This is a genomic window from Streptomyces buecherae (assembly GCF_014295035.1).
GTDB lineage: Bacteria > Actinomycetota > Actinomycetes > Streptomycetales > Streptomycetaceae > Streptomyces > Streptomyces youssoufiensis.
Window position 1 is genome coordinate 6667298 of sequence record NZ_CP060404.1, and the last position, 24722, is coordinate 6692019.

20 protein-coding genes are annotated in these 24722 nt (G+C 73.1%); 11 read left to right on the forward strand and 9 right to left on the reverse strand.

Annotated elements, in window-relative coordinates; all coding sequences use genetic code 11:
* Positions 1–524: 524 nt before the first annotated feature.
* Positions 525–1097, forward strand: a complete 573-nt coding sequence (locus H7H31_RS26495) for a DJ-1/PfpI family protein (protein ID WP_232110097.1) — start codon at positions 525–527, stop codon at positions 1095–1097.
* A gap of 201 nt (positions 1098–1298) precedes the next feature.
* Here H7H31_RS26495 and H7H31_RS26500 read toward each other — a convergent pair whose 3' ends face one another.
* A complete protein-coding gene (locus H7H31_RS26500; RefSeq protein WP_187059951.1) occupies positions 1299–1667 on the reverse strand; it encodes an arsenate reductase family protein in 369 nt (122 codons plus the stop codon).
* Positions 1668–1798: 131 nt separating this feature from the next.
* Here H7H31_RS26500 and H7H31_RS26505 point away from each other — a divergent pair, with 131 nt between their 5' ends.
* The 6 genes from H7H31_RS26505 (at position 1799) to H7H31_RS26530 (ending at position 11345) form a co-directional block, all read left to right on the forward strand.
* Entirely contained in the window at positions 1799–2083 is a 285-nt protein-coding gene (locus H7H31_RS26505; RefSeq protein ID WP_176161264.1) for a hypothetical protein, read from the forward strand.
* 313 nt (positions 2084–2396) lie between these two features.
* A complete protein-coding gene (locus H7H31_RS26510) occupies positions 2397–3260 on the forward strand; it encodes a HalD/BesD family halogenase (RefSeq protein ID WP_187059952.1) in 864 nt (287 codons plus the stop codon).
* 377 nt (positions 3261–3637) lie between these two features.
* Positions 3638–5620, forward strand: coding sequence for a choline/carnitine O-acyltransferase (locus tag H7H31_RS26515; protein ID WP_187060258.1), 1983 nt, complete (start codon positions 3638–3640; stop codon positions 5618–5620).
* A gap of 470 nt (positions 5621–6090) precedes the next feature.
* Entirely contained in the window at positions 6091–8241 is a 2151-nt protein-coding gene (locus H7H31_RS26520; protein ID WP_187118106.1) for a glycosyltransferase family 4 protein, read from the forward strand.
* 390 nt (positions 8242–8631) lie between these two features.
* Positions 8632–9663, forward strand: coding sequence for a DUF5954 family protein (locus tag H7H31_RS26525; RefSeq protein WP_187061243.1), 1032 nt, complete (start codon positions 8632–8634; stop codon positions 9661–9663).
* 365 nt (positions 9664–10028) lie between these two features.
* On the forward strand, positions 10029–11345 hold the full coding sequence (locus H7H31_RS26530; RefSeq protein WP_232110098.1) for a hypothetical protein: 1317 nt from the start codon (positions 10029–10031) through the stop codon (positions 11343–11345).
* Positions 11346–11568: 223 nt separating this feature from the next.
* Here the strand turns inward: H7H31_RS26530 and glnA are convergent, their stop codons facing one another.
* Entirely contained in the window at positions 11569–12978 is a 1410-nt protein-coding gene (glnA, locus tag H7H31_RS26535; RefSeq protein WP_187061244.1) for a type I glutamate--ammonia ligase, read from the reverse strand.
* Positions 12979–13231: 253 nt separating this feature from the next.
* Here glnA and H7H31_RS26540 point away from each other — a divergent pair, with 253 nt between their 5' ends.
* Positions 13232–13699 carry an RDD family protein gene (locus tag H7H31_RS26540; protein WP_187061245.1) on the forward strand — a complete coding sequence of 156 codons (468 nt, stop codon included), beginning with the start codon at positions 13232–13234 and terminating at the stop codon, positions 13697–13699.
* Positions 13700–14119: 420 nt separating this feature from the next.
* On the opposite strand, the gene H7H31_RS26545 is transcribed toward H7H31_RS26540, so the two are convergent.
* From H7H31_RS26545 to lipB, 4 genes are all read right to left on the reverse strand, one after another.
* Positions 14120–14800, reverse strand: a complete 681-nt coding sequence (locus H7H31_RS26545) for a DUF4191 domain-containing protein (RefSeq protein WP_176161242.1) — start codon at positions 14798–14800, stop codon at positions 14120–14122.
* A gap of 10 nt (positions 14801–14810) precedes the next feature.
* A complete protein-coding gene (locus H7H31_RS26550) occupies positions 14811–15032 on the reverse strand; it encodes an SCO2195 family GlnR-regulated protein (RefSeq protein ID WP_176161241.1) in 222 nt (73 codons plus the stop codon).
* A gap of 258 nt (positions 15033–15290) precedes the next feature.
* On the reverse strand, positions 15291–16241 hold the full coding sequence (gene lipA / locus H7H31_RS26555) for a lipoyl synthase (protein WP_187061246.1): 951 nt from the start codon (positions 16239–16241) through the stop codon (positions 15291–15293).
* A gap of 116 nt (positions 16242–16357) precedes the next feature.
* Entirely contained in the window at positions 16358–17167 is an 810-nt protein-coding gene (lipB, locus tag H7H31_RS26560) for a lipoyl(octanoyl) transferase LipB (RefSeq protein ID WP_187061247.1), read from the reverse strand.
* 562 nt (positions 17168–17729) lie between these two features.
* Here lipB and H7H31_RS26565 point away from each other — a divergent pair.
* Positions 17730–19352, forward strand: a complete 1623-nt coding sequence (locus H7H31_RS26565) for a regulator (protein ID WP_187060260.1) — start codon at positions 17730–17732, stop codon at positions 19350–19352.
* Positions 19353–19524: 172 nt separating this feature from the next.
* Here H7H31_RS26565 and H7H31_RS26570 read toward each other — a convergent pair whose 3' ends face one another.
* Positions 19525–20841 carry an FAD-dependent oxidoreductase gene (locus tag H7H31_RS26570; RefSeq protein ID WP_187060261.1) on the reverse strand — a complete coding sequence of 439 codons (1317 nt, stop codon included), beginning with the start codon at positions 20839–20841 and terminating at the stop codon, positions 19525–19527.
* Between the two features lie 381 nt (positions 20842–21222).
* On the reverse strand, positions 21223–22116 hold the full coding sequence (locus H7H31_RS26575) for a TIGR01777 family oxidoreductase (protein WP_187060262.1): 894 nt from the start codon (positions 22114–22116) through the stop codon (positions 21223–21225).
* Positions 22117–22266: 150 nt separating this feature from the next.
* On the opposite strand from H7H31_RS26575, the gene H7H31_RS26580 reads away from it, so the two are divergent.
* On the forward strand, positions 22267–22899 hold the full coding sequence (locus H7H31_RS26580) for a GNAT family N-acetyltransferase (protein WP_187059760.1): 633 nt from the start codon (positions 22267–22269) through the stop codon (positions 22897–22899).
* Positions 22900–22944: 45 nt separating this feature from the next.
* Here the strand turns inward: H7H31_RS26580 and H7H31_RS26585 are convergent, their stop codons facing one another.
* Positions 22945–23472, reverse strand: a complete 528-nt coding sequence (locus tag H7H31_RS26585) for a DUF4240 domain-containing protein (protein ID WP_187059762.1) — start codon at positions 23470–23472, stop codon at positions 22945–22947.
* 247 nt (positions 23473–23719) lie between these two features.
* Between H7H31_RS26585 and H7H31_RS26590 the strand changes: the two genes are divergently transcribed.
* Positions 23720–24682, forward strand: a complete 963-nt coding sequence (locus tag H7H31_RS26590; protein ID WP_187059761.1) for an SDR family oxidoreductase — start codon at positions 23720–23722, stop codon at positions 24680–24682.
* Positions 24683–24722: the final 40 nt, after the last annotated feature.

Genomic DNA, 24722 nt, shown 5'->3' on the forward strand with positions numbered 1-24722 from the left:
GGCCGCACGGCCACCGTGACCGCACCACCGGAACCACCCGCGCCACCGCACCACCCGCACGCCCCCGCTCCACCCCCGCACGTGCGCCCGTGCGCCCGTTCATCCGGGCACGAGTGCACCCGTGGTCCGGTCCGACCGCGCGTCCCCACGCGCGGCCCCCGGCCGACCGCGGCGTACCACCAGCACCACAGCACGTCGGCACACCGGAACCCGCCGCTCGGTTCATGCTCCACTGCCCCACCGCGCGGTGTCGCCCGGCTCGTGCCCCGCTGTGCGCGCACGTCCCACCGCACAGCACCTGTCCCACGGCTCCACCGCTCGGCCCGCACCATCGCACCACCCGGGTGATGCCCCGCCCGTGGTGTTCGTCTGCCGCGAGCCCTCACCCCCTGGCCGGTTCCCCGGCCCGCGTGCGCCCTCGTGCGCCCGCACCGCACCACAACCGCACCATGCGCACCATCTGCACCCCCTACCGTCCCCCACATCACGAAAGCTGGTCACTCTCCATGAACACCGTCACGCCCGTGAACGTCGGAGTGCTGTTCTTCGAGGAAGTCGAGGAACTCGACGCCGTAGGACCCTGGGAGGTCCTCGGCTACTGGGCCCACCACGTCGCCTCGTTCCCCGTCCGGATCTTCGCGATCGGCCGCGAGGCCGGCGTCGTCCGCTGCTCCAAGGGGCTCGGCCTCACGATGGACTACGACGTGGAGCACGCCCCGCGGCTGGACTTACTGGTCCACCCCGGCGGTGACGGCACCAACGTCCTCCAGGAGGACGAACACCACCTCAAGTGGCTGCGCGAACTCCACGGCGAGGGCACCCTGTTGGCGAGCGTGTGCACCGGCTCCCTGGTGTTCGCCGCCGCCGGCCTGCTGGCCGGCCAGCCCGCCACCACGCACTGGCGCTACGGCCAGTTCTTCGCCGACATCGACACCTCGGTCGACGTCCGCGTCGAGGAACGCTTCGTCGACAACGGGACCGTCGTCACCAGCGCCGGCGTCTCGGCCGGCATAGACATGGCGCTGCACCTGGTCGGCCGCATGGACAGCCCCGAGGCCGCGGAGACCGTGCGGCAGGGCATCCAGTACGCCGCCTGACCCCGGCGCACCCACTCAAGCGGGGGCCGGCCGTCGTACGGTACGGGCCATCCGGCGCCGTACGCCCCGGCCCCCAGCACCACCTGACACCGCACCGCACCACCGCCCCCGGCCGAGCACGCCACCGGCCGGGGGCGGCGGCCCCCCGTGCGACGCGGGTCCGTGCGTGGGACACAGGCGTCGCGCCCCCGGCCGGCGGGCTCAGCCCCGGGAGCGGGCGACGGCCTCCCGCACCGCCTCGTCCGTACGCCCCACCACGGCCGAACCGTCGTCCGCCGTGATGATCGGCCGCTGGATCAGCTTGGGGTGCTCGGCGAGCGCCGCGATCCAGCGCTCGCGCGCGCCGGCGTCGCGCGGCCACTCCCGCAGCCCCAACTCCTTGGCCACGGCCTCCTGGGTGCGCGCGATGTCCCACGGCTCCAGGCCCAGCCGCTCCAACACGGCGCGGATCTCGTCCTGGCTCGGGACGTCGTCGAGATAGCGGCGGACGGTGTAGTCGACGCCCTCCGCGTCCAGCAGGGTGAGCGCGCCGCGGCACTTGGAACAGGCCGGATTGATCCAGATCTCCATGCCCGCCACGGTACCCCCTCCCGCCCGCTCCGACCCCGGTCAAACCCCGTCTGGCCTGGGGCGATTGTCAGTGCCCTGACGTAAAATAAGGGAGTAAGAGAGAGGGCAAGCGACCGATCTGGAGGACGCCGATGGCCGTTGCCGCAACACCTCTTCCGTACCTGCCGGACCTGCCCAGTTTCCCGACGCTACCGAAGAAGCGGGTGCCAGCCGGCCACCCGCGCGAGTGGTACGAGTCGCACCACCGCCGCCTGAAGGCCATGCGCCTGGCGATCGCCCTGCTGCACGCCGGGGTGTACCGCCCAGAGCAGGCGTCCAACCGCAAGATACGCACCACCGCGGCCCGGATCGGCGTGCACCCGCCGTCCGACACCACCTGCCGCATGGTGCGCTCGCTCATCCACTACGACGACTGACCGAGGCGACGGACCACCCCACCGCCCCGCGGCTTCGGCCGCGGGGCGGCGGGGTGCGCGCGGGGCGTCAGGGGCGGGGTATGGACGGCGCGGGTAGGGCAGCGTGTGACGTGTCACAGGCAAAGACGTCACCATGGCCGTCACCAACTGCGTTACTCGCCAGTAGAGTTGCTGCCGCTGAGGCGGTGGGCCGCAGGGCCCGTCAGTCGTGCCCGGGTGCCGCGGGGCGCCCAGGGGCGGGGCCGGGCGCGCGCCGGTTCGCCGCATTCGCCGCCGGCTCGCAACGGCCGACCCGTACCTGGAGAGGACCCCCATGGGCACTGCGGAAGCGACGTCGCTCGATCAGGTGGTCAACACGGCCCGATATCCCCTGCTGGACCTCGCGGGGCCCGTCGGGCGGTCCGTGGTGGACCGGGCGCGGCGCGAGTTGGCCTCGCTCGGCTGCACCGTGCTGCACGACTTCGTCCGCCCCGAGCTGCACGAGGCCCTGCGCCGGGAGTGCGCGGCGCTCGCGCCCCGGGCGTACGCCGACGTCGAGACGGTCAACGTCTACAACATCGCCGAGACGGCCGACCTGCCGGCCGACCACCCCGGCCGCACGCTCTTCGAGCGCGGCAACGCGTTCGTGGCCCGGGACCACATCCCGGCCGATGCCCTCATCAGCCAGCTCTACGCGCACCGGGCGTTCCAGCGCTTCATCGCCCGCTGCTTCGCACTGCCCGAGCTGTACGAACTCGCCGACCCGCTCTCCGGGTTGGTGCTCAACGTCGTGGAGCCGGGCAAGGGCCACCCGTGGCACTTCGACACCAACGAGTTCACCGTGAGCATGCTGACCCAGGCGCCACGGGAGGGCGGCCTCTTCGAGTTCTGCCCGCACATCAGGTCGGCGCGGTCCGAGAACTTCGACGACGTGCGGGACGTGCTCGCGGGCCGAGGCGAGCGGCTCATCAGGCGCCTGCGGCTCGGCCCCGGCGACCTCCAACTCTTCGCCGGCCGCTACAGCCTGCACCGGGTGAGCCCGGTGCGCGGCTCGGGCGCCCGGCACTCCGCGATCTTCGCCTACAGCCAGCGCCCCGGCGTCGTCGGCAGCGTGGCCCGTACCCGTCAACTCTTCGGCCGGGTGCTGCCCGCGCACCTGGCGGCCGACGCCGTACGCGGCGACAGCCTCCTCGACTAACCGGCGCACCCCCGCCGCCCGGGCCGGCGCACCCCGCCACCCGGGCCGGAGCACCCCCGCCGCCCGGGCCGGCGGAGCGCGCCGACCGGGCCGCTGCCCGTACGGTGGGCCCCACCTCGCCCCACCTCGCCCCGCCGTCCGGTCGGCGCCGGCCCTAGCCTCAACGCGCGGGCGCGCTCACGCTGTTGACCGCGCGCCCGGGCGCCCCGCCGTACCCTCGCCCCACCCAGGCCGCCCGTCCCGCGCACGCCCCTTCCCACCCCCGCCCGCGCCCTGAACAGCCACACCGGAGCCGCCCGCTCCGCCCGTTCGGGCGGGCCGGGGGAGCGGCCCGGTCGCCGTCCGTACCGTCCACCGCGCCCGAAGGAAGCAGCCCCATGCACACCAGCCAGGAAACGGACCTCACCTCGACCGGCCGAGGGGCGGCAGGTGCCCACGGCGCCGCCGCGCCGGCCCCCGACCCGGCCGGCGCGTCCACCTTCGCGCACGAGGACGTCCTCCCGCGTGTCCCGCTGCCCACGCTTGAGGAGAGTTGCGAGCGGTTCCTCGCCTGGTGCGCGCCGCTGCTGACCGCCGAGGAACGCGCGGCGACGGAAGCCGAGGTGGCGGCGTTCGCCGCGGAGGGGGGCGTGGGTCGGACCCTGCAGGCGGCGCTGGCGGAGTACGACGCGAGCGAGGGCGTGCACAGTTGGCTCGACATCTTCTGGCCCTACCGCTACCTGGGGCGACGCGACCGCATCGCGCTCAACGCCAACTTCTTCTTCCTCTTCCAGGACGTCGAAGGTGTCGAGGGTGCCCAGGGGGTCCAGGGGGTCCAGGACGACCAAGGTGTCCAGAACGGCCAGGGTGGTCAGGACAGCGAGGTGCGGGACTCCGACCAGCCGCAGGTGGAGCGGGCCGCCGGGCTCATCGCCGGGGCCGTGCACTACAAGCGGCTGCTCGACCAGGAGCAGGTGCCGCCGCTCGTGCAGCGCGGTCAGCCGCAGTCGATGGAGCAGAACAAGTACCTCTTCTCCACCACCCGCATCCCCGGCCCCGAACAGGACACCGTCCGCGCCCCGTACACCGCGCAGTGGCCCGGCCCGTCGCGGGCCCGGCACATCGTGGTCTTCCACCGAGGCCACATGTTCCGCCTCGACGTCATCGGCCCGGACGGGACCCCGCACAGCCTGGCCGACCTGACGGCCGGGCTGCGCGCCGTGCGGGCCGCCGGCGCGCAGCCGCCCGCCCCCGACACGTCCGTGGGCCACCTGACCACCATGGCCCGCGCGGAGTGGGCCGCGGCCAGGGACGCGCTGCTCGCCTGCCACCCGCGCAACGCGGCGGCCCTGGACGACGTCGAGACGGCGCTGTTCTGCCTCTGCCTGGAGGACTTCGCGCCCGCGGACACCCAGCAAGCCTGTGACGAACTCCTCTACGGCGACCGGGGCAACCGCTGGTTCGACAAGGCCCTGTCCCTGATCGTCTTCGCCGACGGCCGGGCGGGCGTCAACGTCGAACACTGCGAGCTGGACGGCACGACCATCCTCAGCTTCGTGGACGCCGTCCTCGGCACCCCGGCGTCCGAACACGCCTCGCGCGCCGGCGCGTGCACCCAGGGCGCGCCCACGCCCCGCCCGATCCACTTCGAGCTGGACGCGGCGCTGCGGGCCCAGGTGCGCTCGGCCGCCGACGCCTTCGCGGAGTACGGCGAGAACACCGCCACCCGCACCGTCTCCTTCGACGACTTCGGCGCCCAGCACGCCAAGTCGCTGGGCGTCTCGCCGGACGCGTTCGTACAGCTCGCCTACCAACTCGCCCACCAGCGCGCCAAGGGCCGGCTCGGCGCCACGTACGAGTCGATCGCCACCCGCCAGTACCGGCGCGGGCGCACCGAGGCGATGCGCGTGGTGACCCCGGGGATCCAGCGGTTCGTGGCGGCGATGGAGGACCCGGCGGCCGACGCCGCCACCCGCCGCGCCGCGCTGCGCTCGGCCGCCGAGCAGCACGTGACCCGGGCCAGGGAGTGCCAGCTCGGCCAGGCGCCCGAGCAGCACCTGTGGGAGCTGGAGCTGATCCAGCGCCGCCGAGGCGCGGAGCTCGGCGTCGCCGAGCAGCCCGCGCTCTACCGCAGCCCGGGATGGGTGATCATGCGGGACGACTACCTGAGTACGAGTTCCGCGCCCTCGGCCCACATCCAGTACTTCGGCTTCGGCTCCACCAGCCCCCGCTGCATCGGCGTCGCCTACGTCCTGCTCCCGGACCGCTTCCACGTCTACCTGAGCACCCCGCGCCCGGTGGCCGACCAGATGCACGCCTTCGCCGCCGAGTTGCGCACGGCGGTCGCCGAGATGCGCGCCCTGCTGGACGCGCCGGAGTGAGCCCGCCGACCGCCCGGCTCTGACCCGCCACACCCCTGCGCCGCCGCGCCCCGGACCGGCCCGCCACCCTGGGAAACGGCCGGTTCCCGCCCCGTCTCGCCGTCGCGCGAACCGGCCCGCTCCCCGTCCGGGGGGCGGGCCGCCGCGCGTACGGCCCGGCTCACGCGCCCCGCCCGCGTGCCCGGCGCGCGGCCCCGCGCGCCGCGCCCGAGGAGGGGCGTGCGACGGTGGGAGCAGGCAATTCAGCCGCGAGATGACGGGCGAACCAGCTTTGGGTTAATTTTGCTCCCGGAATGCCACGCATCCGATCATGCTCGTGCCCTTCGGCGGTTGCGAACCCCAGCGGTTCCGGGCCCCAGCGGTTCCGAACCCCTGGACGAGGGGCTTTCTCTGGCCGGACGAGGCCAGGGGTCCAACAGTCCACGACCTCACGGACGGGCCGTGACGACAGAAGCGGTGGGAGCCCCACAGTGAAGATCGTTTTCCTGATCCACAACGCGTACGGCATCGGGGGGACCATCCGCTCGACGGTGAACCTGTCCACCGCGCTGGCGGCCCGACACGACGTCGAGGTCGTCAGCGTGCACCGGGTCGCCGACGAGCCGCAGCTCACCTACGGCGCCGGGGTGCGGCTCAGCTCCCTGATCGACATGCGCGAGGACAGCCCCGGTTACGAGGGCGAGCACGAGCTGACGAAGCGGCCCAACACGATGTTCCCCGACAAGGGTGTCGACTTCGGCCGGCTGCACTACACCGCGCTGCACGACGAGCGCATCGCCGGTTTCCTGGCCCGCACCGACGCCGACGTGGTGATCGCCACCCGCCCCATCCTCAACGGCTACCTCGCCCGTTACGGCAAGCCCCACCAGGTGCGCATCGGCCAGGAGCACCTCTCGCTCGACGCGCACAGCGACCAACTGCGCACCGACCAGAACACCGCCCTGAGCGACCTCGACGCCTTCGTGACCGTCTCCGAGGCCGACGCCGCCCAGTACCGCGCGGCCCTCCCGGACATCACCACCACCATCCTGGCCATCCCCAACGGTGTGCCGAGGGCGCAGGTCGAGCCCTCCAACCTGGCCACGCGGGTCATCGTCTCCGCCGGCCGGCTGGTCGCCGTCAAGCGCTACGACCGGCTGATCAACGCGTTCGCCGCGGTCGCCGACGAGTTCCCCGACTGGACGCTACGGGTCTACGGCCGCGGCCCCGAGAAGGCCAAGCTGCGCCGGCTCATCGACCAACTGGGCCTGTACGACCGGGTGTTCCTGATGGGCGCCGTGTCGCCGATCGAGACCGAGTGGGCCAAGGGCGCGCTGGCCGCGGTCTCCTCGGACATGGAGTCCTTCGGCATGACCATCGTGGAGGCCATGCACTGCGGCGTCCCGGTCGTCGCCACCGACTGCCCGCACGGCCCCGCCGAGATCATCAGCGACGGCCAGGACGGCCTGCTCGTCCCCCTCGCCCCGGCCACCGGCACGGACGTCTCCGCGTACGCAGCCGCCCTGCGCTCGCTCATGTCGGACGACGCGCTGCGCCGCAAGCTGGGCGAGGGCGCGCTCGCCAAGGCGGCCACCTTCGCCCCCGACGTCATCGGGCGCCGCTACGAGGAACTGTTCACCACCCTCGGCAAGGGGCGCACCCCGGCCCGCGGCCAGCAGGCCGCGCGCGGCCAGGGCGCCGACCGCGCGCCCGAGCGCAAGCCCGCGCGCCCTGGCCTGTTGCGGCGCGTGCGGGCGGCGCTGCGCGGCGACGAGGCGACGTCGGCGCCGGCCGGCGACACGGCGGCCCAGGGCGCGGCGTCCGAGGCGCCGCGCACCGTGGCCTTCGCCCGATCGAGCGCCAACGGCGACATCACCATCCGGCTGGCCGACGTCCCGCCGGGCCCCCTCGACTTCGTCGCCCGGCTGCGCCGCGACCCGCAACGCCGGGAGATCCGCGTCCCGGTGCCCGAGGGCGAGGCCGGCGTGCTGCTGAGCCACCGCGACCACGCGCTCGCCGAGGGCCGCTGGGACTGTTACGTCGCCCCGCGCGACACCCACAACCGCACCCGCCTGACCGCGGCCATCACCGAGACCGCCCGCCTGATCGGCGAACCGCCCGCCCGCGACGCCGAGGGCATCGCCGCCTGGGTGCCGTACGCCACCACCGACGGCTTCCTCGCCCTACGGAGCTGGCAGCGCCCCGCCCACGCCGAGGTCACCAGGGTCGCCGTCGACCACGACGCGGCCACCCTCACCGCCCGCGTACTGGCCCCCACCGACCTCCCCCTGACCTCGGCCACCGTGCACGCCGCGGCCCGCGAGGACTCCGCGTACGACTTCGACGTCCCCGTCACGGACCTGGGCGACGGCCGCTTCAGCTTCACCCTCCCCTACACGGAGGCCCTGCGCCGCCGCTCCGTGGAACACGACCTGTGGGACCTCACCGTCCGCACCCCGGGCCGGGCCCCCGTCCCGGTGGGCCGCATCACCGGCGACATCGTCGACCGCAAGAAGACCGACTACGCACCCCCCGCCCACCACGAACACCCCACCCGCGGCACCACCCGCATCAAGCCGTTCTTCACGGCTACGAACAACCTGGCGCTGAGCGTGCGGGATGAGGGGGAGGAGGGGGAGTAGGGAGGGCTCCTCGGGGTGGGCGTGGGCGCAGACGTGGGCGGGCGTTCGGGAGCCCGTGGTGAGGGAGGTGACCGCTGTCGCGTGCGCGACGGCGGAGAGCACCGCGAGTACCCGCCAGCGCGCAAGGCGGGTTGACTGTGCACGCCCACACCCTGACGTGTTCACGTGGCAAGGGAGCTTGCGTCGGCTGCCGCGCCCCCAGCGCGCTCCAAGGCTCCGACCGCCCGCCCTGTGTCCTGCCACGGTTGTGCCACGCGCTCGTTGTATCCAGGTCGGCAGCGCCCCCGGACGTACTCCCCAACCAACCCACCATGCCCCAACCCCGCCCGCCCCTGGACCACTTGGGCGGTTTCAACCCGGCCACCAACCCACGTCGCTCACAATGTGCGCATGGTTGATGACTGGAAGCGACAGCTCGACGCCCTGCACGCAGCGCTGGTCCGCCGCGACGACCCGGTCGCCTGGGTGACGGAGGCCGACGCGGTGACCGCCTCGCGGCGCTACCCGAACCCGGCTCTGCGGGGGCCCGTCTTCGGGGTCGCCGCGCAGGACCCCGCCGTGGGGCCGGGCTGGCGAGTGCTGTTGCCGGTGACGGACGGCATGCCCCAGCAGTCCCGGGACGCACTCAACTCGCACCTGTGGTTCAAGGCCAAGGACGACACCGACGATCCCGCGGTGCGACGCGAACTGCTGGCCGCCGTTGCCGTGCTCGAACGCGAACCGGTCAACGAGATCGAGGTCCTCGGCGTCCGCTACCGGGTCGTACGCGGGGACGAGTTCGCGCGCAGCGGCGAGGACGGGTTGGAGCCGCCCCGCCCCACCGACCGGGAGCCGGCCGACCGGACCTGGGGCGTACCCAGCAAGGAGCCCTCGCCTGACGTGGCCTTCGCCATCGACCCCGACCAGGACGACGGCCTGATCGCGGGCGCCACGAAGCTGGGCATGCGCGACTTCGCCTACACCGGCTCCCGCTACCCCGCCGCCGTACGCGCGGACTCGCAGCGGGCAGCCGCCGCCTACCCGGACATCGCGCTGCTGCCCGTCGGCTTCCGCGTGGCCGAACGCAACGAGAGCGGCTGGGAGCCGCACGGCGCCATGATGGCCACCCCACACGAGGCCCGCGACCTGCTACACGGCGCGATGATCGAGTTCTGGCCCGTGCTCTACGAGTTCGACGAGCGGGAGAAGGCCGCGTACGTCGAGGCGGCCGAGAAGTTCAAGGCCGCCGGCAACGCCAACGACGTGTGCGTGGGCGACCGCCACTACCGCATCTGCCGCATCGAGCGCCTCATCCGCTGCGGCCCGGACGGCCCGGAGCCCCCGCGCCGCACCGACGTCGACGGGTACGGCCCCATGAAGCTCCACCCGACCATGGACGAGGACGGCAACATTCATCACGACCATGACCACGACGACGACTGAGCGCCGAGACCGCGACGGGACACGGGGCCATGGTCGAGCCCCGGTCGGCTTGAGTGGTCATGGGAGTGGGGGCGGCCGACGCGGCGAAGGCCCGCCGCACGGCCTGGCGCGCGAGTACGAACGTGATGGGGAGCCTGGTGCGTAACGGGTGCCCACTGTGCACGAGCCAGAGGCCGTAGACCGGAGGGGGCGCCGCCGGAGTAACAACTCGCCTGCCGGGAGCCTCTCTGGGAGTTCATGCGCACTTGCATGCGCCGGCTCCCCCCTCCGTACCGTGACACACCATGTCGGTACCTGCGGAAAGCACCCTGGCACTACTGCGCCATCGGATCCCTGTACGCGTCAACTCGACAGCCTCCCTGGTGATGGACACCGACAAGGCAGCCACGGCCATCGCCCGCAAACGTGCACGCGCGCACGGCGAGGAGGAACAAGTTCCTCGCAAGCCTGGACTGGAACCGCTGCAAACGGCCGAGCGCGAGGACCTCGCGAGCACGCCCTGGGAGTTGCTCGGCGTCTTCGCACGCGCCACCACTCTGGCTCGTCATGGGCGCGGCAGAGGCTTGGCTGAACACTGGCAGGCCCTGAAGTACTGCCAGGCTCTGGGGCCTGGTACCAGCGGCTATCTGGCCCTCACCGAGGAGGGGGAGAATCCAGAACTCTCCTACAGGGCGATGCAGGCTCGGGAGTTGGGGCGCGCGCTGGGGCTGGCCATCGCAGAACGCACGGTGCGGGCCCGCTTCCCGGATCACCTGATCTCGACCGTCGATGCCGAGGCGGTACTGCTCGCCGGATTCGCGCGCCCCGGCTCGCGGCCCTCCCTGGGGGCTCGACCACGGCCTGACTTCTTCATCGAGGCATGGAAGCCCGGCGAGCCCTCCCGGGTGTTCGTGGTGACGGTCAACGGAAATCACCAGAAGACGACCAAGCGCACAGGGAAGACCGACCGCTCGGCGTTCAAGCAACTAGCGAGGGCCAGCGAGCGTGCCGAGAACTTCCACCTCGCCGAGTGGAACGCCACTCCCTGCCTGCTGATGTCCACCGAGCTGCTGGCTCCAGGAGGCATCACTGTCAATGTTCTGCAGGCACCGGGACCGGGTCTGTTGCCTGAGCGGCCAACTACGGGAAGTGGTAGCGCGGATGCCGTGCCACCGAAGCGGAACCCTCCCTACGTCAACGCCGTCAGAGTCCCTGGAGTCGCAGGCAAGGAGAGATTCCACGACGGCTTTCTCATTCCACGGAAGGAACGCGCATGGTTCGGTCAAGTGCTCGCCCGAACCGGCGCCGCAGGACAACTGGCATTCGCTGGCGCCGGTACGGAGATCGCTCAATATCTCACCAGCGAACAGGGCCGAAAGCACTACGAACAGCGAACATTCGCCGGGTCGTCCAGCGTCCGGGACGCGGAGTACCGCTTTGGTGCGACACGCTTCTTCGGCACCGACCAGGTTTTCAGGTTGAACCGGACTCGCGTGGAGGCGTTCACAGGGCTGGCAGAGGACCTGTACCAGCTTCTGATTGGAGGGGAGGTCGAGGCGTACCGGGAGCGCGCATATGAGCTCCGTCCCACGCTGCCGAGTGGTGTGACTGCGCCGGGGTGGGGCCCGGTCTCCTTCGGTGAGGACGGCACTGTCATGGCTTTGCGAGTCTTCGCGGAAGAAGGCAGACGACCAGCTACGTGAGTCAGGACCGGCCTTCCGCGCGCTGGGGCAGTAGGCATTGCGCGTGATCTGTCAGGGGACTGTCCGTGGCGCTGTAGAAGCTGACTCACTTCACGCTGCCACTGCCGTACGGCTGCCGCATCCCTGACGAGCACATCGAGCGTCTACCTCCAGCATGGTGCGCTGGAGGTAGACGCTTGGTGAGTCCTCGGCCAACTAAATTGCCGAGTTCAAGCTCCACTTTCTACAAGTCGAAGTACAGCTCGAACTCGTGCGGGTGCGGCCGGAGCTGGATCGGGGCGATTTCCTGGGTGCGCTTGTAGTCGATCCAGGTCTCGATCAGGTCGGCCGTGAAGACGCCACCCTGTTGCAGGTACTCGTTGTCGGCCTCGAGGGCGTCCAGGACGGCCGGCAGGGAGGTGGGGACCTGGGGGACGCCCGCGTGCTCCTCGGGGGCCAGCTCGTAGAGGTCCTTGTCGATCGGCTCGGCCGGCTCGATCTTGTTCTTCACGCCGTCCAGGCCCGCGAGGAGGAGCGCCGAGAACGCCAGGTACGGGTTGGACGACGGGTCCGGGGCGCGGAACTCGACGCGCTTGGCCTTCGGGTTGGAACCCGTGATCGGGATGCGCATCGCGGCGGAGCGGTTGCGCTGCGAGTAGACCAGGTTGACCGGGGCCTCGAAGCCGGGGACCAGGCGGTGGTAGGAGTTCACCGTCGGGTTGGTGAAGGCCAGCAGCGACGGGGCGTGCTTGAGGATGCCGCCGATGTAGTAGCGGGCCATGTCCGAGAGGCCCGCGTAACCCTGCTCGTCGTAGAAGAGGGGCTCGCCGCCCGCCCACAGCGACTGGTGGACGTGCATGCCGGAGCCGTTGTCGCCGAAGATCGGCTTGGGCATGAAGGTCGCGGTCTTGCCGTTGCGCCAGGCGACGTTCTTCACGATGTACTTGAAGAGCATCAGGTCGTCGGCCGCGGCCAGCAGCGTGTTGAACTTGTAGTTGATCTCGGCCTGGCCGGCGGTGCCGACCTCGTGGTGCTGGCGCTCGACCTGGAGGCCGGACCGCTCCAGCTCAAGGGAGATCTCCGCGCGCAGGTCGGCGAAGTGGTCCACCGGCGGGGCCGGGAAGTAGCCGCCCTTGTAGCGCACCTTGTAGCCGCGGTTGTTCTCCACCGCGCCGGTGTTCCAGGCGCCGGCCTCGGAGTCGATGTGGTAGAAGGACTCGTTCGCGGCGGTGCTGAAGCGCACGTTGTCGAAGACGTAGAACTCGGCCTCGGGGCCGAAGAACGCGGTGTCCGCGATGCCGGTGGAGGCCAGGTACGCCTCGGCCTTCTTGGCGATGTTGCGCGGGTCGCGGCTGTACTGCTCGCCCGTGATCGGGTCGTGGATGAAGAAGTTGATGTTGAGCGTCTTGTCCCGGCGGAACGGGTCGACGCGCGCCGTGCTCAGGTCCGCGCGCAACGCCATGTCGGACTCGTGGATCGCCTGGAAGCCGCGGATCGAGGAACCGTCGAAGGCGAGCTCTTCGGAGGGGTCGAACACCGTCGCCGGAATGGTGAAGTGCTGCATCACGCCAGGCAGGTCGCAGAAGCGGACGTCCACGAACTTGACGTCCTCATCCGCGATGAACTTCTTGGCGTCGTCGCCGTTCTGGAACATCCCACTCCTCCTAGCCCGGCCGGGAGCGGTCGGGGTTGCTTCGATAGCGCTGACCTGTGCGGTGGTGCGCCGGGCCCGACCATAGGTAGCCGGGATTTCCCGAGCATGACCCATTTGTTTCGCTCAGGTTAACCGGTACGCGGGGCCGGAACGCGTGCTCCGCGCGCTGCCCGTGGCCGGCCACCGCCCCTCGCCGGGCCGTTCCTCGCCCCCGAGGGGCCGGGACGGGGCACTGTCGCAGTACCGTGGTGGGGTGGATAACAGGCAAGTAATCGGCTCGTGGCTCTCCGGGCCCCGCGCGGCGGCCGAGGAGATGGGCGTCGACTTCGGCTACCGGGGTGAACGGCTCGGCCTGCCCCGCGACGGACGGGGCGCCGTCGCGCCGCCCGGCCGGCGCATGCTCGCCCTCCTCGTCGACTGGGGGCTGTGCCTCCTCATCGCGTACGGGCTGATCGCCGACCGCGACGCGGCGTCGGCCGGGAACTGGGCGCTGCCCGTCTTCCTGGTGATGTCCCTGTTCACCGTGGGCACGCTCGGCTGCACGCCGGGCAAGATGCTGCTGCGTATCCGCGTCGTCGACCTGAACGGCAACCGGCTCTCGCTGCCGCGCACCCTGATCCGCTGCGTCCTGCTCGGCCTGGTCGTCCCGGCCGTCATCTGGGACCGCGACTCCCGTGGCCTGCACGACCGGGCCGCGGGCGCCGTCCAGGTCCGCCTGTAGTCCACGCCCCGCAGTCCACGCGGCGCGCGGCGCGTCGTAGCACGCGCGGTATCGGGCGCGGCGTCCGTCGCCCAATACCGACTCACCGCCGCTCGCGGGTCTTCGCGTACCGGCGGTTACGGCTGCCGGTGCGGTGCCTGCCACGCCTGTGTCTGCCGGCGTCCGCGTCCGCGTACGGCGCCATACGGTCCCGCCCGTACGCCCTTGCTCCACCCCCGCGCCCCTCGCGGTCTCACCGGCCCGCCAGGGGCGCGCTTCGTTGTCGTACGGCGGGCGTAGCGGGGGCGCACGGCGGCTCGCGCCCAGGCCCTCGCGTACGCGGCCCGCATGCGCCCGCACGTGCGAAGGGCGGCCCGAACGGGAGGGTTCGGGCCGCCCTTCGTGGGAGGCTCTGGGGCGCGCCGCGCCGGTGGTGGGGGACTAGCGACCCTTCGGCATGCGCACGTTCTTCGGCATGGGGCCCTTGGGGATCGGCATGTTGCTCATCAGGTCGCCGAGCGCCCTGAGGCGGTCGTTGACCGCGGTGACCTGCGCGCCGGGGAGCACGCGCGGCAGCTTCAGCAGCTTCGTCCGGAGCTTGCTGATCGGCACCTCGCCCTCGCCGTCACCGACCATCACGTCGTGCACCGGCACGTCGGCCACGATGCGGGCCATGCGCTTCTTCTCGGCCGCCAGCATCGACCGCAGCCGGTTCGGGTTGCCCTCGGCCACCAGCACGATGCCGGCCTTGCCGACGGCGCGGTGGATGACGTCCTGGTTGCGGTTCATGGCCACGGCCGGCGTCACCGACCAGCCACGGCCCACGTTCTCCAGTACGGCCGCCGCCGCGCCCGGCTGGCCCTCCATCTGCCCGAAGGCCGCCCGCTCCGCCCGACGGCCGAAGATGATGGCCATCGCGAGGAAGGCCAGCACGAAGCCCAGGATGCCCAGCAGGATCGGATGGTCGATCCACAGGCCGATCGCGAGGAAGACACCGAACGTGATGATGCCCACAGCCGCGACGACAAGACCGACCTTCGAGTCGACCTTCTTGGTCATCTTGTAGGTCAGGGCGATCTGTTTCAGCCGCCCGGGGTTCTCGGATGTTTCCTTCCTCGCCATGTACCGCAGTTTACGTCGCCTGCGGCGTGCGGGTCGCCACGGCCTCCAGCACGTGTTCGGCCTCGTGACGGGCCTTGGCGCGACGCCGGTCCTCCAGGACCGCCGTCCAGGCGTTGCGGCGCGCGGTGCGCTGCCCGGCACCGAGCAGCAGGCCCTCGATCGCGCGCAGGGCCACGGCGACGGTCGGGCGCACGGACGGGCGGGTGGCGGGGCGGGCGGGCGCGGCCAGCATGGTGGCGGTCTCCTCGGGCGAATCGCGGGTACGCGTGGGTGGGCTGTGCCGGGGTGTCGCTACGTCTCCATGGTCGCCCTCCGGCGTGAGCCGGGGGTGTCGGCCCGGTCAAGCCTCCGTTACGGGCCGAGCCCCGGCAAACGCCGGCGCGGCCCGCACGGACCGCGCGGTGTCGCGGGTGGTGCGGGCCGCGCGGGGCGTGCCGAAGTCGCTCACCGGCCGGGAGCGGGGCGGTGCCGCCGCGCCTGACCGGTGGGGTCAGGCGGTCTTGGCGGGGACCGCCGCGTTACGCCGCTCGATGGCCTGCTGGTAGAGCCGGCCGGCGCGGTAGGAGGAGCGGACCAGCGGGCCGGACATGACGCCGGCGTAACCGATCTCCTCCGCCTCTTCCTGGAGCTCCACGAACTCCTGCGGCTTCACCCAGCGCTCCACGGGGTGGTGGCGGGGGGTGGGGCGCAGGTACTGGGTGATGGTGATCAGCTCGCAGCCCGCCTCGTACAGGTCGTGCAGCGCCTCGCTGATCTCCGCGCGCTCCTCGCCCATGCCCAGGATCAGGTTGGACTTGGTGACCAGGCCGGCCTCGCGGGCCTTGGTGATGACCTCGAGGGAGCGCTCGTAGCGGAAGCCGGGGCGGATGCGCCGGAAGATGCGGGGCACCGTCTCGACGTTGTGGGCGAGCACCTCGGGGCGGGAGGAGAAGACCTCGGCGAGCGCGGCGGGCTCGGCGTTGAAGTCCGGGATGAGGAGCTCGACGCCGGTGTCCGGCATCGCCGCGTGGATCTGGCGCACGGTCTCCGCGTACAGCCAGGCGCCGCCGTCCTCCAGGTCGTCGCGGGCGACGCCGGTGATGGTGGCGTAGCGCAGCTCCATCTGCTGCACGGACTCCGCGACCCGGCGGGGCTCGTCGCGGTCGAGCGCCTGCGGCTTGCCGGTGTCGATCTGGCAGAAGTCACAGCGCCGGGTGCACTGGTCGCCGCCGATCAGGAACGTCGCCTCGCGGTCCTCCCAGCACTCGAAGATGTTGGGACAGCCAGCCTCCTGGCACACCGTGTGCAGGCCCTCGGTCTTGACCAGCTTCTGCAACTGGTTGTACTCGGGACCCATCTTCGCCCGGGTCTTGATCCACTCGGGCTTGCGCTCGATGGGGGTCTGGCTGTTCCGGACCTCCAGGCGCAACATCTTGCGTCCATCGGGTGCGACTGCGGACACGTCCGGCACTCCACTTCGCTTGGCGCGGCTTTCGAATCTTCGGCGAACACCAGGGTACGCCCGTACATCGCGTGCTCTTCTGTCGAGACCAACCCGCGAGCTGCGGGGTGCATTCCTCAGACAGCGCGGGGCAGCGGCACGCTCTCGGCCAGCACGTCCGTCAGGTGCCGCTCGACCAGCGGGAGCACCTCCGCGACGGGGACGTCGCGCCCGAGCTCGTGGGAGAGGGAGGTCACGCCGGCGTCGCGGATGCCGCACGGCACGATGCGGTCGAACGACGTGTTGTCCGGGTTGCAGTTCAGCGAGAAGCCGTGCATGGTCACGCCCTTGGCGATGCGCACGCCGATCGCGGCCAGCTTGCGGTCCTCGCGGCGCTGGCCCGCGTTGGACGGGGCGTACTCCGGGCCGTTCAGCCGGGCGTCGAACTCCTCGTCGGTCAGCCGCGGGTCGAAGTCCAGGTTGAGGCCGCCGATGGCCGGGCGCTGCTCGACCGGGTCGCCGAGCACCCACACGCCGCTGCGGCCCTCGATACGGGTGGTCTCCACGCCGAGCTCCGCGCAGGTGCGCAGCAGCGCCTCCTCAAGCCGCCGGACGTGGGCGATCACGTCCACGGGGCGCGGCAGCTTCAGGATGGGGTAGCCGACGAGTTGTCCGGGGCCGTGCCAGGTGATCTTGCCGCCGCGGTCCACGTCCACCACGGGGGTGCCGTCCAGGGGGCGTTCGTTGTCGGCCGTGCGCCGTCCCGCGGTGTAGACCGCGGGGTGCTCAAGGAGCAGGCAGGTGTCCGGGATCTCGTCGGCGAAGCGTGCCGAGTGCACCCGGCGCTGCTCTTGCCAAGCCTCCTGGTACTCGACCGCGTCCGCGCCGAATCCCAGGTGGACGAAGCGCAGCTCGCTCTGATCTCCGTGTGGCTGGGGAAGCCCCATGGCAGCTCCTTCGAACAAACTCGCAACCGTTCCGCCTCCGCCACTGTACGGCGGTGCCGCGACCTGCTGGCACGCGGCCGTCGGATGCGCTCGCCCGGCGCGGCTCGCGGGGCGCGCGAGCCGCCCCGACGGCCGGCCGCGCGACGCCCGGGAGCCGACCGGCGCGCGCGATGGGGACGGCCAAGGGAGCGCCAGGAGGCGGGCCGGAGGACGGGCGGGGGGCGGCCCGCGCGGTGGGCGGGACAGGGGCTCGCCGGCGTGGCGTGAGGGGAGTGGCGGGGACGAGTTCGAGCCGTGGCCGGGGCGGCGATCGGCCGGGTTTCGACCGTGCCCGGATGGGGGTGGGGGCGAGGCCGTGCCAAAGCGTGAGGTGGGGCCGTTGCCGGTGGTGGGAGGCGGGCGGGCCCGCGCCGGAGGGAACGGGCGTGAGCTGGGCGTTACGTATCTCATCGCTTCTCACACGATCGGATGAATGTAGGGCGAAGCTGGCGAGCAGCGCACTGTCAACCGCTAAATTCACGCCGTTCCACAGAGCGATGCGATCAGGGAGACCGGCAGGCTGATGACGGAACGATCCCCGCAGCACACCCCCAACCGTCAGCTCGCCGCGCTTATCGCCGAGGCCGGTTTCTCGCACGCGGGCCTCGCCCGGCGAGTGGACCAGCTCGGGCTTGAGCACGGCCTTGACCTGCGATACGACAAGACGTCGGTAACGCGCTGGCTACGCGGGCAACAGCCGCGTGGCACGACCCCGGCACTGATCGCCGAGGTCTTCACCCGCCGCCTCGGCAGGCGCCTGTCCGCCCAGGACCTCGGCCTCGACGCGTGCGCCCCGGTCTACGCGGGACTGGAGTTCGCGTCCTCGCCGGAGGAGGCGGTGGACATCGTCAGCGGACTGTGGCGGAAGGACTCCGGCAGCCACAGCGAACTACGGAAGATCGCCTTCACCCCGGCCGGCCTGGTGGTCCCGAGCCGGGACTGGCTGATCGGGCGGGCCGACGACCGGGTGGCCCGCGGCGTCCCCGCGCCCACCAGGCCGGGCCAGCCAGGGCCCGAGGGCGCCGGCCGACCCGGCGTCGGGGCACCGCGCGCCGGCGGGCCCACCCCCAGCGGGGTCGGCCGCGGCGGCGCACCCGGCGGCCCCGGCGCGGGCGCGGGGCAGCCGGCGGTCGCCGGCGCCGCGGGCGCCGTGGCGGGCGTCGGCAACGCGCGCGTGCCGCTGCAGAACCGGGTGGCGGTGCCGCGCCAGCGGCTCACCGACCGCACCGACCGGGGCCCGGGGCACCGGGTCACCGCCGGCGACATCGCCGCGCTGCGCTCGGTCGGCGAACTCTTCCGGGCACTGGACCACGCCTACGGCGGCGGCCACGCCCGGCAGGCGCTGGTGCGCTACCTGGAGCACGAGGGCGAGCCCATGCTGCGCGGCAGCTACGGCGAGACCATCGGGCGCCGCCTGTTCGCCGCCATCGCGGACCTGACCCGGCTGGCCGGCTGGACCTCGTACGACATCGCCGCGCATGGACTGGCGCAGCGCTACTTCGTGCAGGCCCTGCGGCTGACCCAGGCCGCGGGGGACCGGGCGTACGGCAGCTACGTGCTGGTCACGATGAGCCGGCAGGCCGTCTACCTGGGCCACGGCCGGGAGGCGGTGCAGCTCGCGCGGGTGGCGCAGCAGGGCGTGGGCTCCGGGGCGCCGCCGGTGGTGCAGGCGCTGTTGCACGCCGCCGAGGCGCGCGGGCACGCCGTCCTGTCCGAGGCCCGGGCCTGCACGGCGTCGCTGGCGCGGGCGGAACGGGCGCTGGAGACGGCGCGGCCGGGCGACGACGTGCCGTACTGGGCGCGCTTCTTCGACGAGTCGCAGCTCGCCGACGACTTCGGGCACTGCTACCGCGACCTCCAGCAGTACCGCGCCGCCGCCCAGCACGCGGAGCGCTCGCTCCAGCTCCGTGGGGCGGGGTTCGCGCGCAGTCGGGTGTTCTGCCGGGTGGTGCTGGCGACGGCCCGGCTCGGGCTCGGCGAGCTGGAGCAGGCGTGCGCGCTGGGCGCGGAGGCGGCCCAGCAGGCGGCGGAGATGCGCTCGGCGCGCGCGGTGGAGTACGTGCGCGATTTCGAGCGCCGGCTCGAACCGTATCGGGACGCGGCCCCGGTGCGCGGGTACCGGGAGCGGGTGGCGGCCCTGGGATGAGCCGGGGCACCTCGCTCGCGGGGGGAACGTCGAACGGGTGTCGTACACCCGGTTCCGCGTTCGAGTGCGGCACGGGCGCGAGTGGGAGCGGTTGCACGGCCCGCCCGGCGCGCGCGTGCCGTACGTGGCTCCCGCGGGCCGGCCGCCGCCTCCCCGGCCGGCCCGCGGGCGGTCAGGCAGCCGCGCTGAGCGGCGTGGCGTCACAGCCCGGGGTCAGCCCGAAGTCGCGCAGGACCTCCCAGGCCGCGCGGCGCCCGGAGTACAGCGCGCCCTGGGCCGAGCTGGTGTCGCGGTGGTCGCCGCACACGTACAGGCCGTGCAGCAGCCGCACCGGGCGGCGCAGGTCGTGGGGCGCGGGCATGGCCGGCACCGCGTAGGGGTCGGGGAAGGCGGCGAGCAGCCGCCAGTCGCGGGTGGAGGTGGCGTAGACGCGCGCGAGCTGGCCGCGCGCGGCGCCGTCCAGCGTGCCGGCCGGCGCCGTCGCCGCCGCGCCGAGCGCGACCGCGGTGATCAGCGCCTGGCCCGGCCGGCTGCGCGCCGGGTCCACCTCGCTGGCCACCATGGTGTACGCGACGGGACCGCGCCGGTCGCCGGCCAGCACGAGCGCGGGCTCGCGCAACGGCGCGCTCGGCGCCGCGTAGTGCAACACCGTCACCGGGTGGAAGGCCGGCAGCCGCAGCCCGGGCAGCAGGTCGGCCGCGGCCTTGGCGCCGGTGGCCACGACCACCGAACGGCAGCTCAGCTCGCCGTGCTCGGCGGTGGCCACCCGGGTGGTGGAGGCGGAGACGGCGCGTACGCCGGTGCGCACCGTCCCGGGCGGCAGCAGGTCGGCCAGCAGTTCCGGGACCGTGGCGGCGCCGCCCGCGGCCAGCGACAGCCGACCGCGCGCGTATCCGCGCAGCGCCAGATCGGCGCAGCGGCTCGAAGTGATCAGCTCCGGGTCGGAGAGCAGCGCGGTCAGCAGGGGGCGCAGGAAGCCGTCGATGGTGCGCGAGGGCAGTCCGCGGACCGTCAGGGACGCGGCGGCCGGGCGCTCGGGGCGCGCGAGGAGCCGGTGCGTGGGCACCGCCGCGAGCCGGCTGAGGGCCGCGCCGAGCCGGGCCTGGTCGAGCCCGCCGGCGCGCGGCGCGCGGGCCGCCGTCGCCAGCGCGCGCGCCGTGGTGAACGCGCCGCCGGTGCCGCGCGGCTCGCCCATCCGGTGCGTGCGGCCCTCGCCGTGCACCAGCACGCCGGGCGACAGCGGGCGCAGGGGCAGTTCCCCGAGCCCCGGCGTGCGCCGCAGCTCGGGGAAGGAGGTGTTGAGGAACTCGCCGGTGCGGTCGAGCCGGAAACCGTCGATGTCGTCGGTGGTCATGCGCCCGCCGACCCTGGGTTCGGCCTCCAGGACCGTCACCGTGAGCCCGGCGTTGATCAGTTGGTGAGCCGCGGCGAGGCCGGCGAGACCGGCCCCGACGATGACGACGTCCGTGTGGCGTGCGCTGCCGAGCACGTGCCCCTCCCCGAGGTCGCTGCGATGTTTCTGGGGCCTGATGCCCTCAACTGGCTAGGGGGATGCGTGAACCGGACTCGACGGTAGGAAGAAAGCCGGGCGACGGCAGTCGCGCATCGACCGAGCACGGTCGCACGACGGTCGCACGCGCGTCGGGTGGGACCGGCGGGCGACGCGGGCACCGGTGGTGGGGCCGGGGGCGCGAGGCCCGCGCGCGTGAGCCCCGCGCCGCCGGCACGCGGCACGGCGGGCACGCGGCACGGCGGGTACGCGGGCGCCGAGGCGCGGGCGCCGGCGGCGCGGGTGGCGCCGGGGCGGGCGGGGTGATGGCGGGCCGCGTCAACGGTCGCCGGCGGCGGGCGAGGCCGCGCCGGTGGCGTGTCAGGCGGCCCGGATCGCGTCGTCGATGTGCGGGAAGTCGAAGCGGAAGCCGGTGTCCAACAGGCGCCGGGGCAGGACGCGTTGGCTGCTCAGGACGTCGGAGGACAGTTCACCGAGGGCCAGGCGCAGCGCGGGCCGGGGCACGGCCAGCTTCGTGGGTCGGCGCAGCACGCGTCCCATGGCGGCGGTGACCTCGCGGTTGGTGACCGGCTCGGGCGCGGTGAGGTTCACCGGGCCCGAGAGCGACTCGGTCGCGATGATGTGGCGCAGCGCCGCCACCTCGTCCCGCAGGGCGATGAAGCTCCAGAACTGGGCGCCGGCGCCGAGCCGGCCGCCGAGCCCCAGCCGGAACAGCGGGAACATCCGCCCCCAGGCCCCGCCGCCGCGCGCCACCACGAGACCGGTGCGGGCGTACGCGGTGCGGATGCCGGCCTCGACGGCGGGCTCCGCCGCCTCCTCCCACTCCTGGCACAGATCGGCCAGGAAGCCGTGTCCGGGCGGGGTGTTTTCGTCCACCGGGCGGTCCCCGGTGTCGCCGTAGACGCCGATGGCGCTGCCCGAGACCAGCACCGCTGGCGGGGTGTCGAGCGACGCGACGGCCTCGGCGATGGCGGCGGTGCCCAGCACCCGGCTGTCCCGCAACTCCCGCTTGCGCGCCGCGCTCCAGCGCCGGTCGCCGATGCCCGCGCCGGCCAGATGGACGACGGCCTCGCAGCCGATCAGCCCGCTGGCGTCCACCCACTGTCGGTGGGGGTCCCACTCCACCTCGTGGTCGGTGCGCGGGGCGTGGCGTACGAGGCGTACGACGTGATGGCCGTCGCCCCGCAACGCGTGGGCGAGCGCGGAGCCGATGAGGCCGGACGCACCGGTGACTGCAATACGCATGCCCGCCATCCTGCCCCCGATCGGCCCGGGGATGTGCCCGGACAGGCGGGGTGGGCACCGCACGGCGGACAGGCCGGGCCCACTCGCTGGTGGCCCGTGGGCGGCCCGTGGGTGGCCGGGGGTGTCGGGGTGGCGGGGCCCGGTGGCACAGTGATCCACATGTGCGAACCCGCGCCCGCCGCGCGCCCGGCCGACCCGTCCGTATCCGCCCACGTCGAGCCCGCCGTGGCGGCCCCCGCCGCGCCGACCGGAGCCGACTCGGCCGAACCCGTCGCGTCGGCCGGGCCGGCGCCCGTGGGCGGTGTGGTGGTGCGGCCCGCGCGGTGGGCCGACGGGGAGGCGCTGGCCGCCATCGACCGGCGCGTGTGGTCCCCGGTGCACTCGCCCGCGCCCGAGCCCGCGCCGTCGACGGACCCGGCCCGGCCGTTCCTCGACGAGCAGGGTCCGCCGGCGCAGTACCTGGTGGTCGAGGTGGACGGCCGGGTCGCCGGCTACATCCGGCTGGGCCCGCCGACGCCGCTCGCTTCCAACGCCCACGTACGCCAGATCCTGGGGCTCGCCGTCGACGACGGGGCCCGGGGGCGCGGTGCGGCGCGCGCTCTGCTGCGCGCGGCGTGCGCCCAGGCGCGTGCGGAAGGTGCCACGCGGATCACGCTGCGCGTGCTCGGGCACAACGACGCGGCCCGGAAGCTGTACGCGTCCGAGGGGTTCGCCGTGGAGGGCGTGCTCCCCGGGGAGTTCCTGCTCGCGGGCGCGTACGTGGACGACGTGCTGATGGGGCGCGGCCTGTGAGGCGGCGGGCCCGCCCCCCGGGGGCCGGGGCGCCGCGTCGCCAGGTCAGCCGCCCGTGCCCCGGAACCGGTCCCACAGCAGCGGGAAGCGGTCCGCCAGCGCCTTGTCGTCGCGGAGCGGGAGGGCGGGGCCGGCCGGTTCGCCCGGCGGCTCGGGAAGGCCGAGGTCGGGCGTTTCGAGGCCGGTGAGCTGCTCGTACGCCTCGTCCGCCGCGTACCCCAGATCCTCCGCGTCGCCGTCCGCGCGCGGGTCGAAGTCGTCGAGCAGCCGCGCCAGGTCGTCGGGCTCGTGCAGCGCCCCCTCGAAGACCTCCCGGCCCTGCCCGATCAGCCAGCAGCGGAAGTCGTCGAACATGTCCTCGCTCGTGTCGTCCAGCAACACGGTGGCGGCGCCCCACAGGTCCCAGCGGTAGGCGCGGTGGTAGCGCGCCTCGAAGTGGCGGGCGAAGTCGGCCACGGAGTCCGGGTCGAGTTGGAGCAACCGGTCGATGAGCAGGTCCGCCTGGTACTCGGGGTCGCCGTCCGCGGCCTCGCGCGAGGCGTCGATCAGTGCCCAGAACTCCGTCTCGTCCATCACAGGGACCAGCATCGGCCCTGCGCCATGGCCGTGCACGCCGAGTGCCCCGGATGCGGCTGTGTCGTTACCGCGCGCGGGGTCGGCCCGTTATCCCGCTGTTCGTACGACTGCCGCGCGCCCGCCGGTCGCGTCGGCCCGAACGGCGGGCGCGCGATCTTCGACGGCCGCGAGTTCCTCGGCAATCACGACAGGAGATGACTCCTTTCCCCGACACAGTCGTCGGCGGCAACACCGTGAGGCACCGATGAAGGGACGAGGACACGTGAACACCCAGGGCGGGCGCGCACTGTCGGACAAGATCGCACTGGTGGCGGGGGCGACCCGCGGCGCGAGCCGGGCGATCGCCGTCGCGCTGGGCGAGGCGGGCGCGACCGTGTACGTCACGGGGCGCACCTCGCGCGGCGACGACGGGGCCGGGGCCCGGCTGAGCGAGGTGGGCCGGGCGACTGAGACCATCGAGGAGACCGCGGAGCTGGTCACGGCGGCCGGCGGCACGGGCATCGCCGTCCGCACCGACCACCTGGAGCCGGAGCAGGTATGTGCCCTCGCGCGGCGCATCGACGACGGGCACGGGCGGCTCGACATCCTGGTCACCGGCGTCTGGGGCGGCGACCGGCTGATCGAGTTCGACACCAAGGCGTGGGAGGTGGACCTCGACAAGGGGTTGCGCATGCTGCGGCTCGGCATCGACTCGCACCTGATCACCCACCACCACGTGCTCCCGCTGCTGATCCGGCGGCCCGGTGGCCTGGTGGTCGAGCTGACCGACGGCACCGCCGACTTCAACACCACCTACCGGGGCAACCTCTTCTTCGACATCGCCAAGAACGTGCCGATCCGGGCCGCGTTCGGGATCGCGGAGGAGCTGAAGGAGTACGGCGGCACGGCCGTCAGCATGACGCCCGGCTTCCTGCGGTCGGAGGAGATGCTCGACCACTTCGGGGTGACCGAGGAGAACTGGCGCGACGCCATCGCGCGGGAGCCGCACTTCGCCATCGCCGAGTCCCCGGCGCTCATCGGCAAGGCGGTCGCCGCGCTCGCCGGCGACGAGGACCGGGCCCGCTGGAACGGCGCCTCGCTCTCCAGCGGCGAACTGGCCAGGGTCTACGACTTCCGCGACACCGACGGCTCCCAGCCTGACTGCTTCGGCTACTTCCGTGACCTGGTCTTCGGCAAGAAGGAGGGGTCGGTCGAGGACTACCGGTAGGGCGCGCGGGGGCCGCTTCGGGGAAGGGCCGTGCCGCCTT

Excerpts from the sequence above, each read along its gene's own strand:
- H7H31_RS26500 (WP_187059951.1), bottom strand. The coding sequence starts at position 1,667 with ATGGAGATCTGGATCAATCCGGCCTGTTCCAAGTGCCGCGGCGCGCTC.
- H7H31_RS26550 (WP_176161241.1), bottom strand. The coding sequence starts at position 15,032 with ATGCTGGCCGCGCCCGCCCGCCCCGCCACCCGCCCGTCCGTGCGCCCG.
- H7H31_RS26545 (WP_176161242.1), bottom strand. The coding sequence starts at position 14,800 with ATGGCGAGGAAGGAAACATCCGAGAACCCCGGGCGGCTGAAACAGATC.
- H7H31_RS26515 (WP_187060258.1), top strand. The coding sequence starts at position 3,638 with ATGCACACCAGCCAGGAAACGGACCTCACCTCGACCGGCCGAGGGGCG.
- H7H31_RS26565 (WP_187060260.1), top strand. The coding sequence starts at position 17,730 with ATGACGGAACGATCCCCGCAGCACACCCCCAACCGTCAGCTCGCCGCG.
- H7H31_RS26525 (WP_187061243.1), top strand. The coding sequence starts at position 8,632 with ATGGTTGATGACTGGAAGCGACAGCTCGACGCCCTGCACGCAGCGCTG.
- glnA (WP_187061244.1), bottom strand. The coding sequence starts at position 12,978 with ATGTTCCAGAACGGCGACGACGCCAAGAAGTTCATCGCGGATGAGGAC.
- H7H31_RS26590 (WP_187059761.1), top strand. The coding sequence starts at position 23,720 with ATGAAGGGACGAGGACACGTGAACACCCAGGGCGGGCGCGCACTGTCG.
- lipB (WP_187061247.1), bottom strand. The coding sequence starts at position 17,167 with ATGGGGCTTCCCCAGCCACACGGAGATCAGAGCGAGCTGCGCTTCGTC.
- H7H31_RS26575 (WP_187060262.1), bottom strand. The coding sequence starts at position 22,116 with ATGGCGGGCATGCGTATTGCAGTCACCGGTGCGTCCGGCCTCATCGGC.
- H7H31_RS26505 (WP_176161264.1), top strand. The coding sequence starts at position 1,799 with ATGGCCGTTGCCGCAACACCTCTTCCGTACCTGCCGGACCTGCCCAGT.
- H7H31_RS26530 (WP_232110098.1), top strand. The coding sequence starts at position 10,029 with ATGGACACCGACAAGGCAGCCACGGCCATCGCCCGCAAACGTGCACGC.
- H7H31_RS26510 (WP_187059952.1), top strand. The coding sequence starts at position 2,397 with ATGGGCACTGCGGAAGCGACGTCGCTCGATCAGGTGGTCAACACGGCC.
- H7H31_RS26585 (WP_187059762.1), bottom strand. The coding sequence starts at position 23,472 with ATGGACGAGACGGAGTTCTGGGCACTGATCGACGCCTCGCGCGAGGCC.
- H7H31_RS26580 (WP_187059760.1), top strand. The coding sequence starts at position 22,267 with ATGTGCGAACCCGCGCCCGCCGCGCGCCCGGCCGACCCGTCCGTATCC.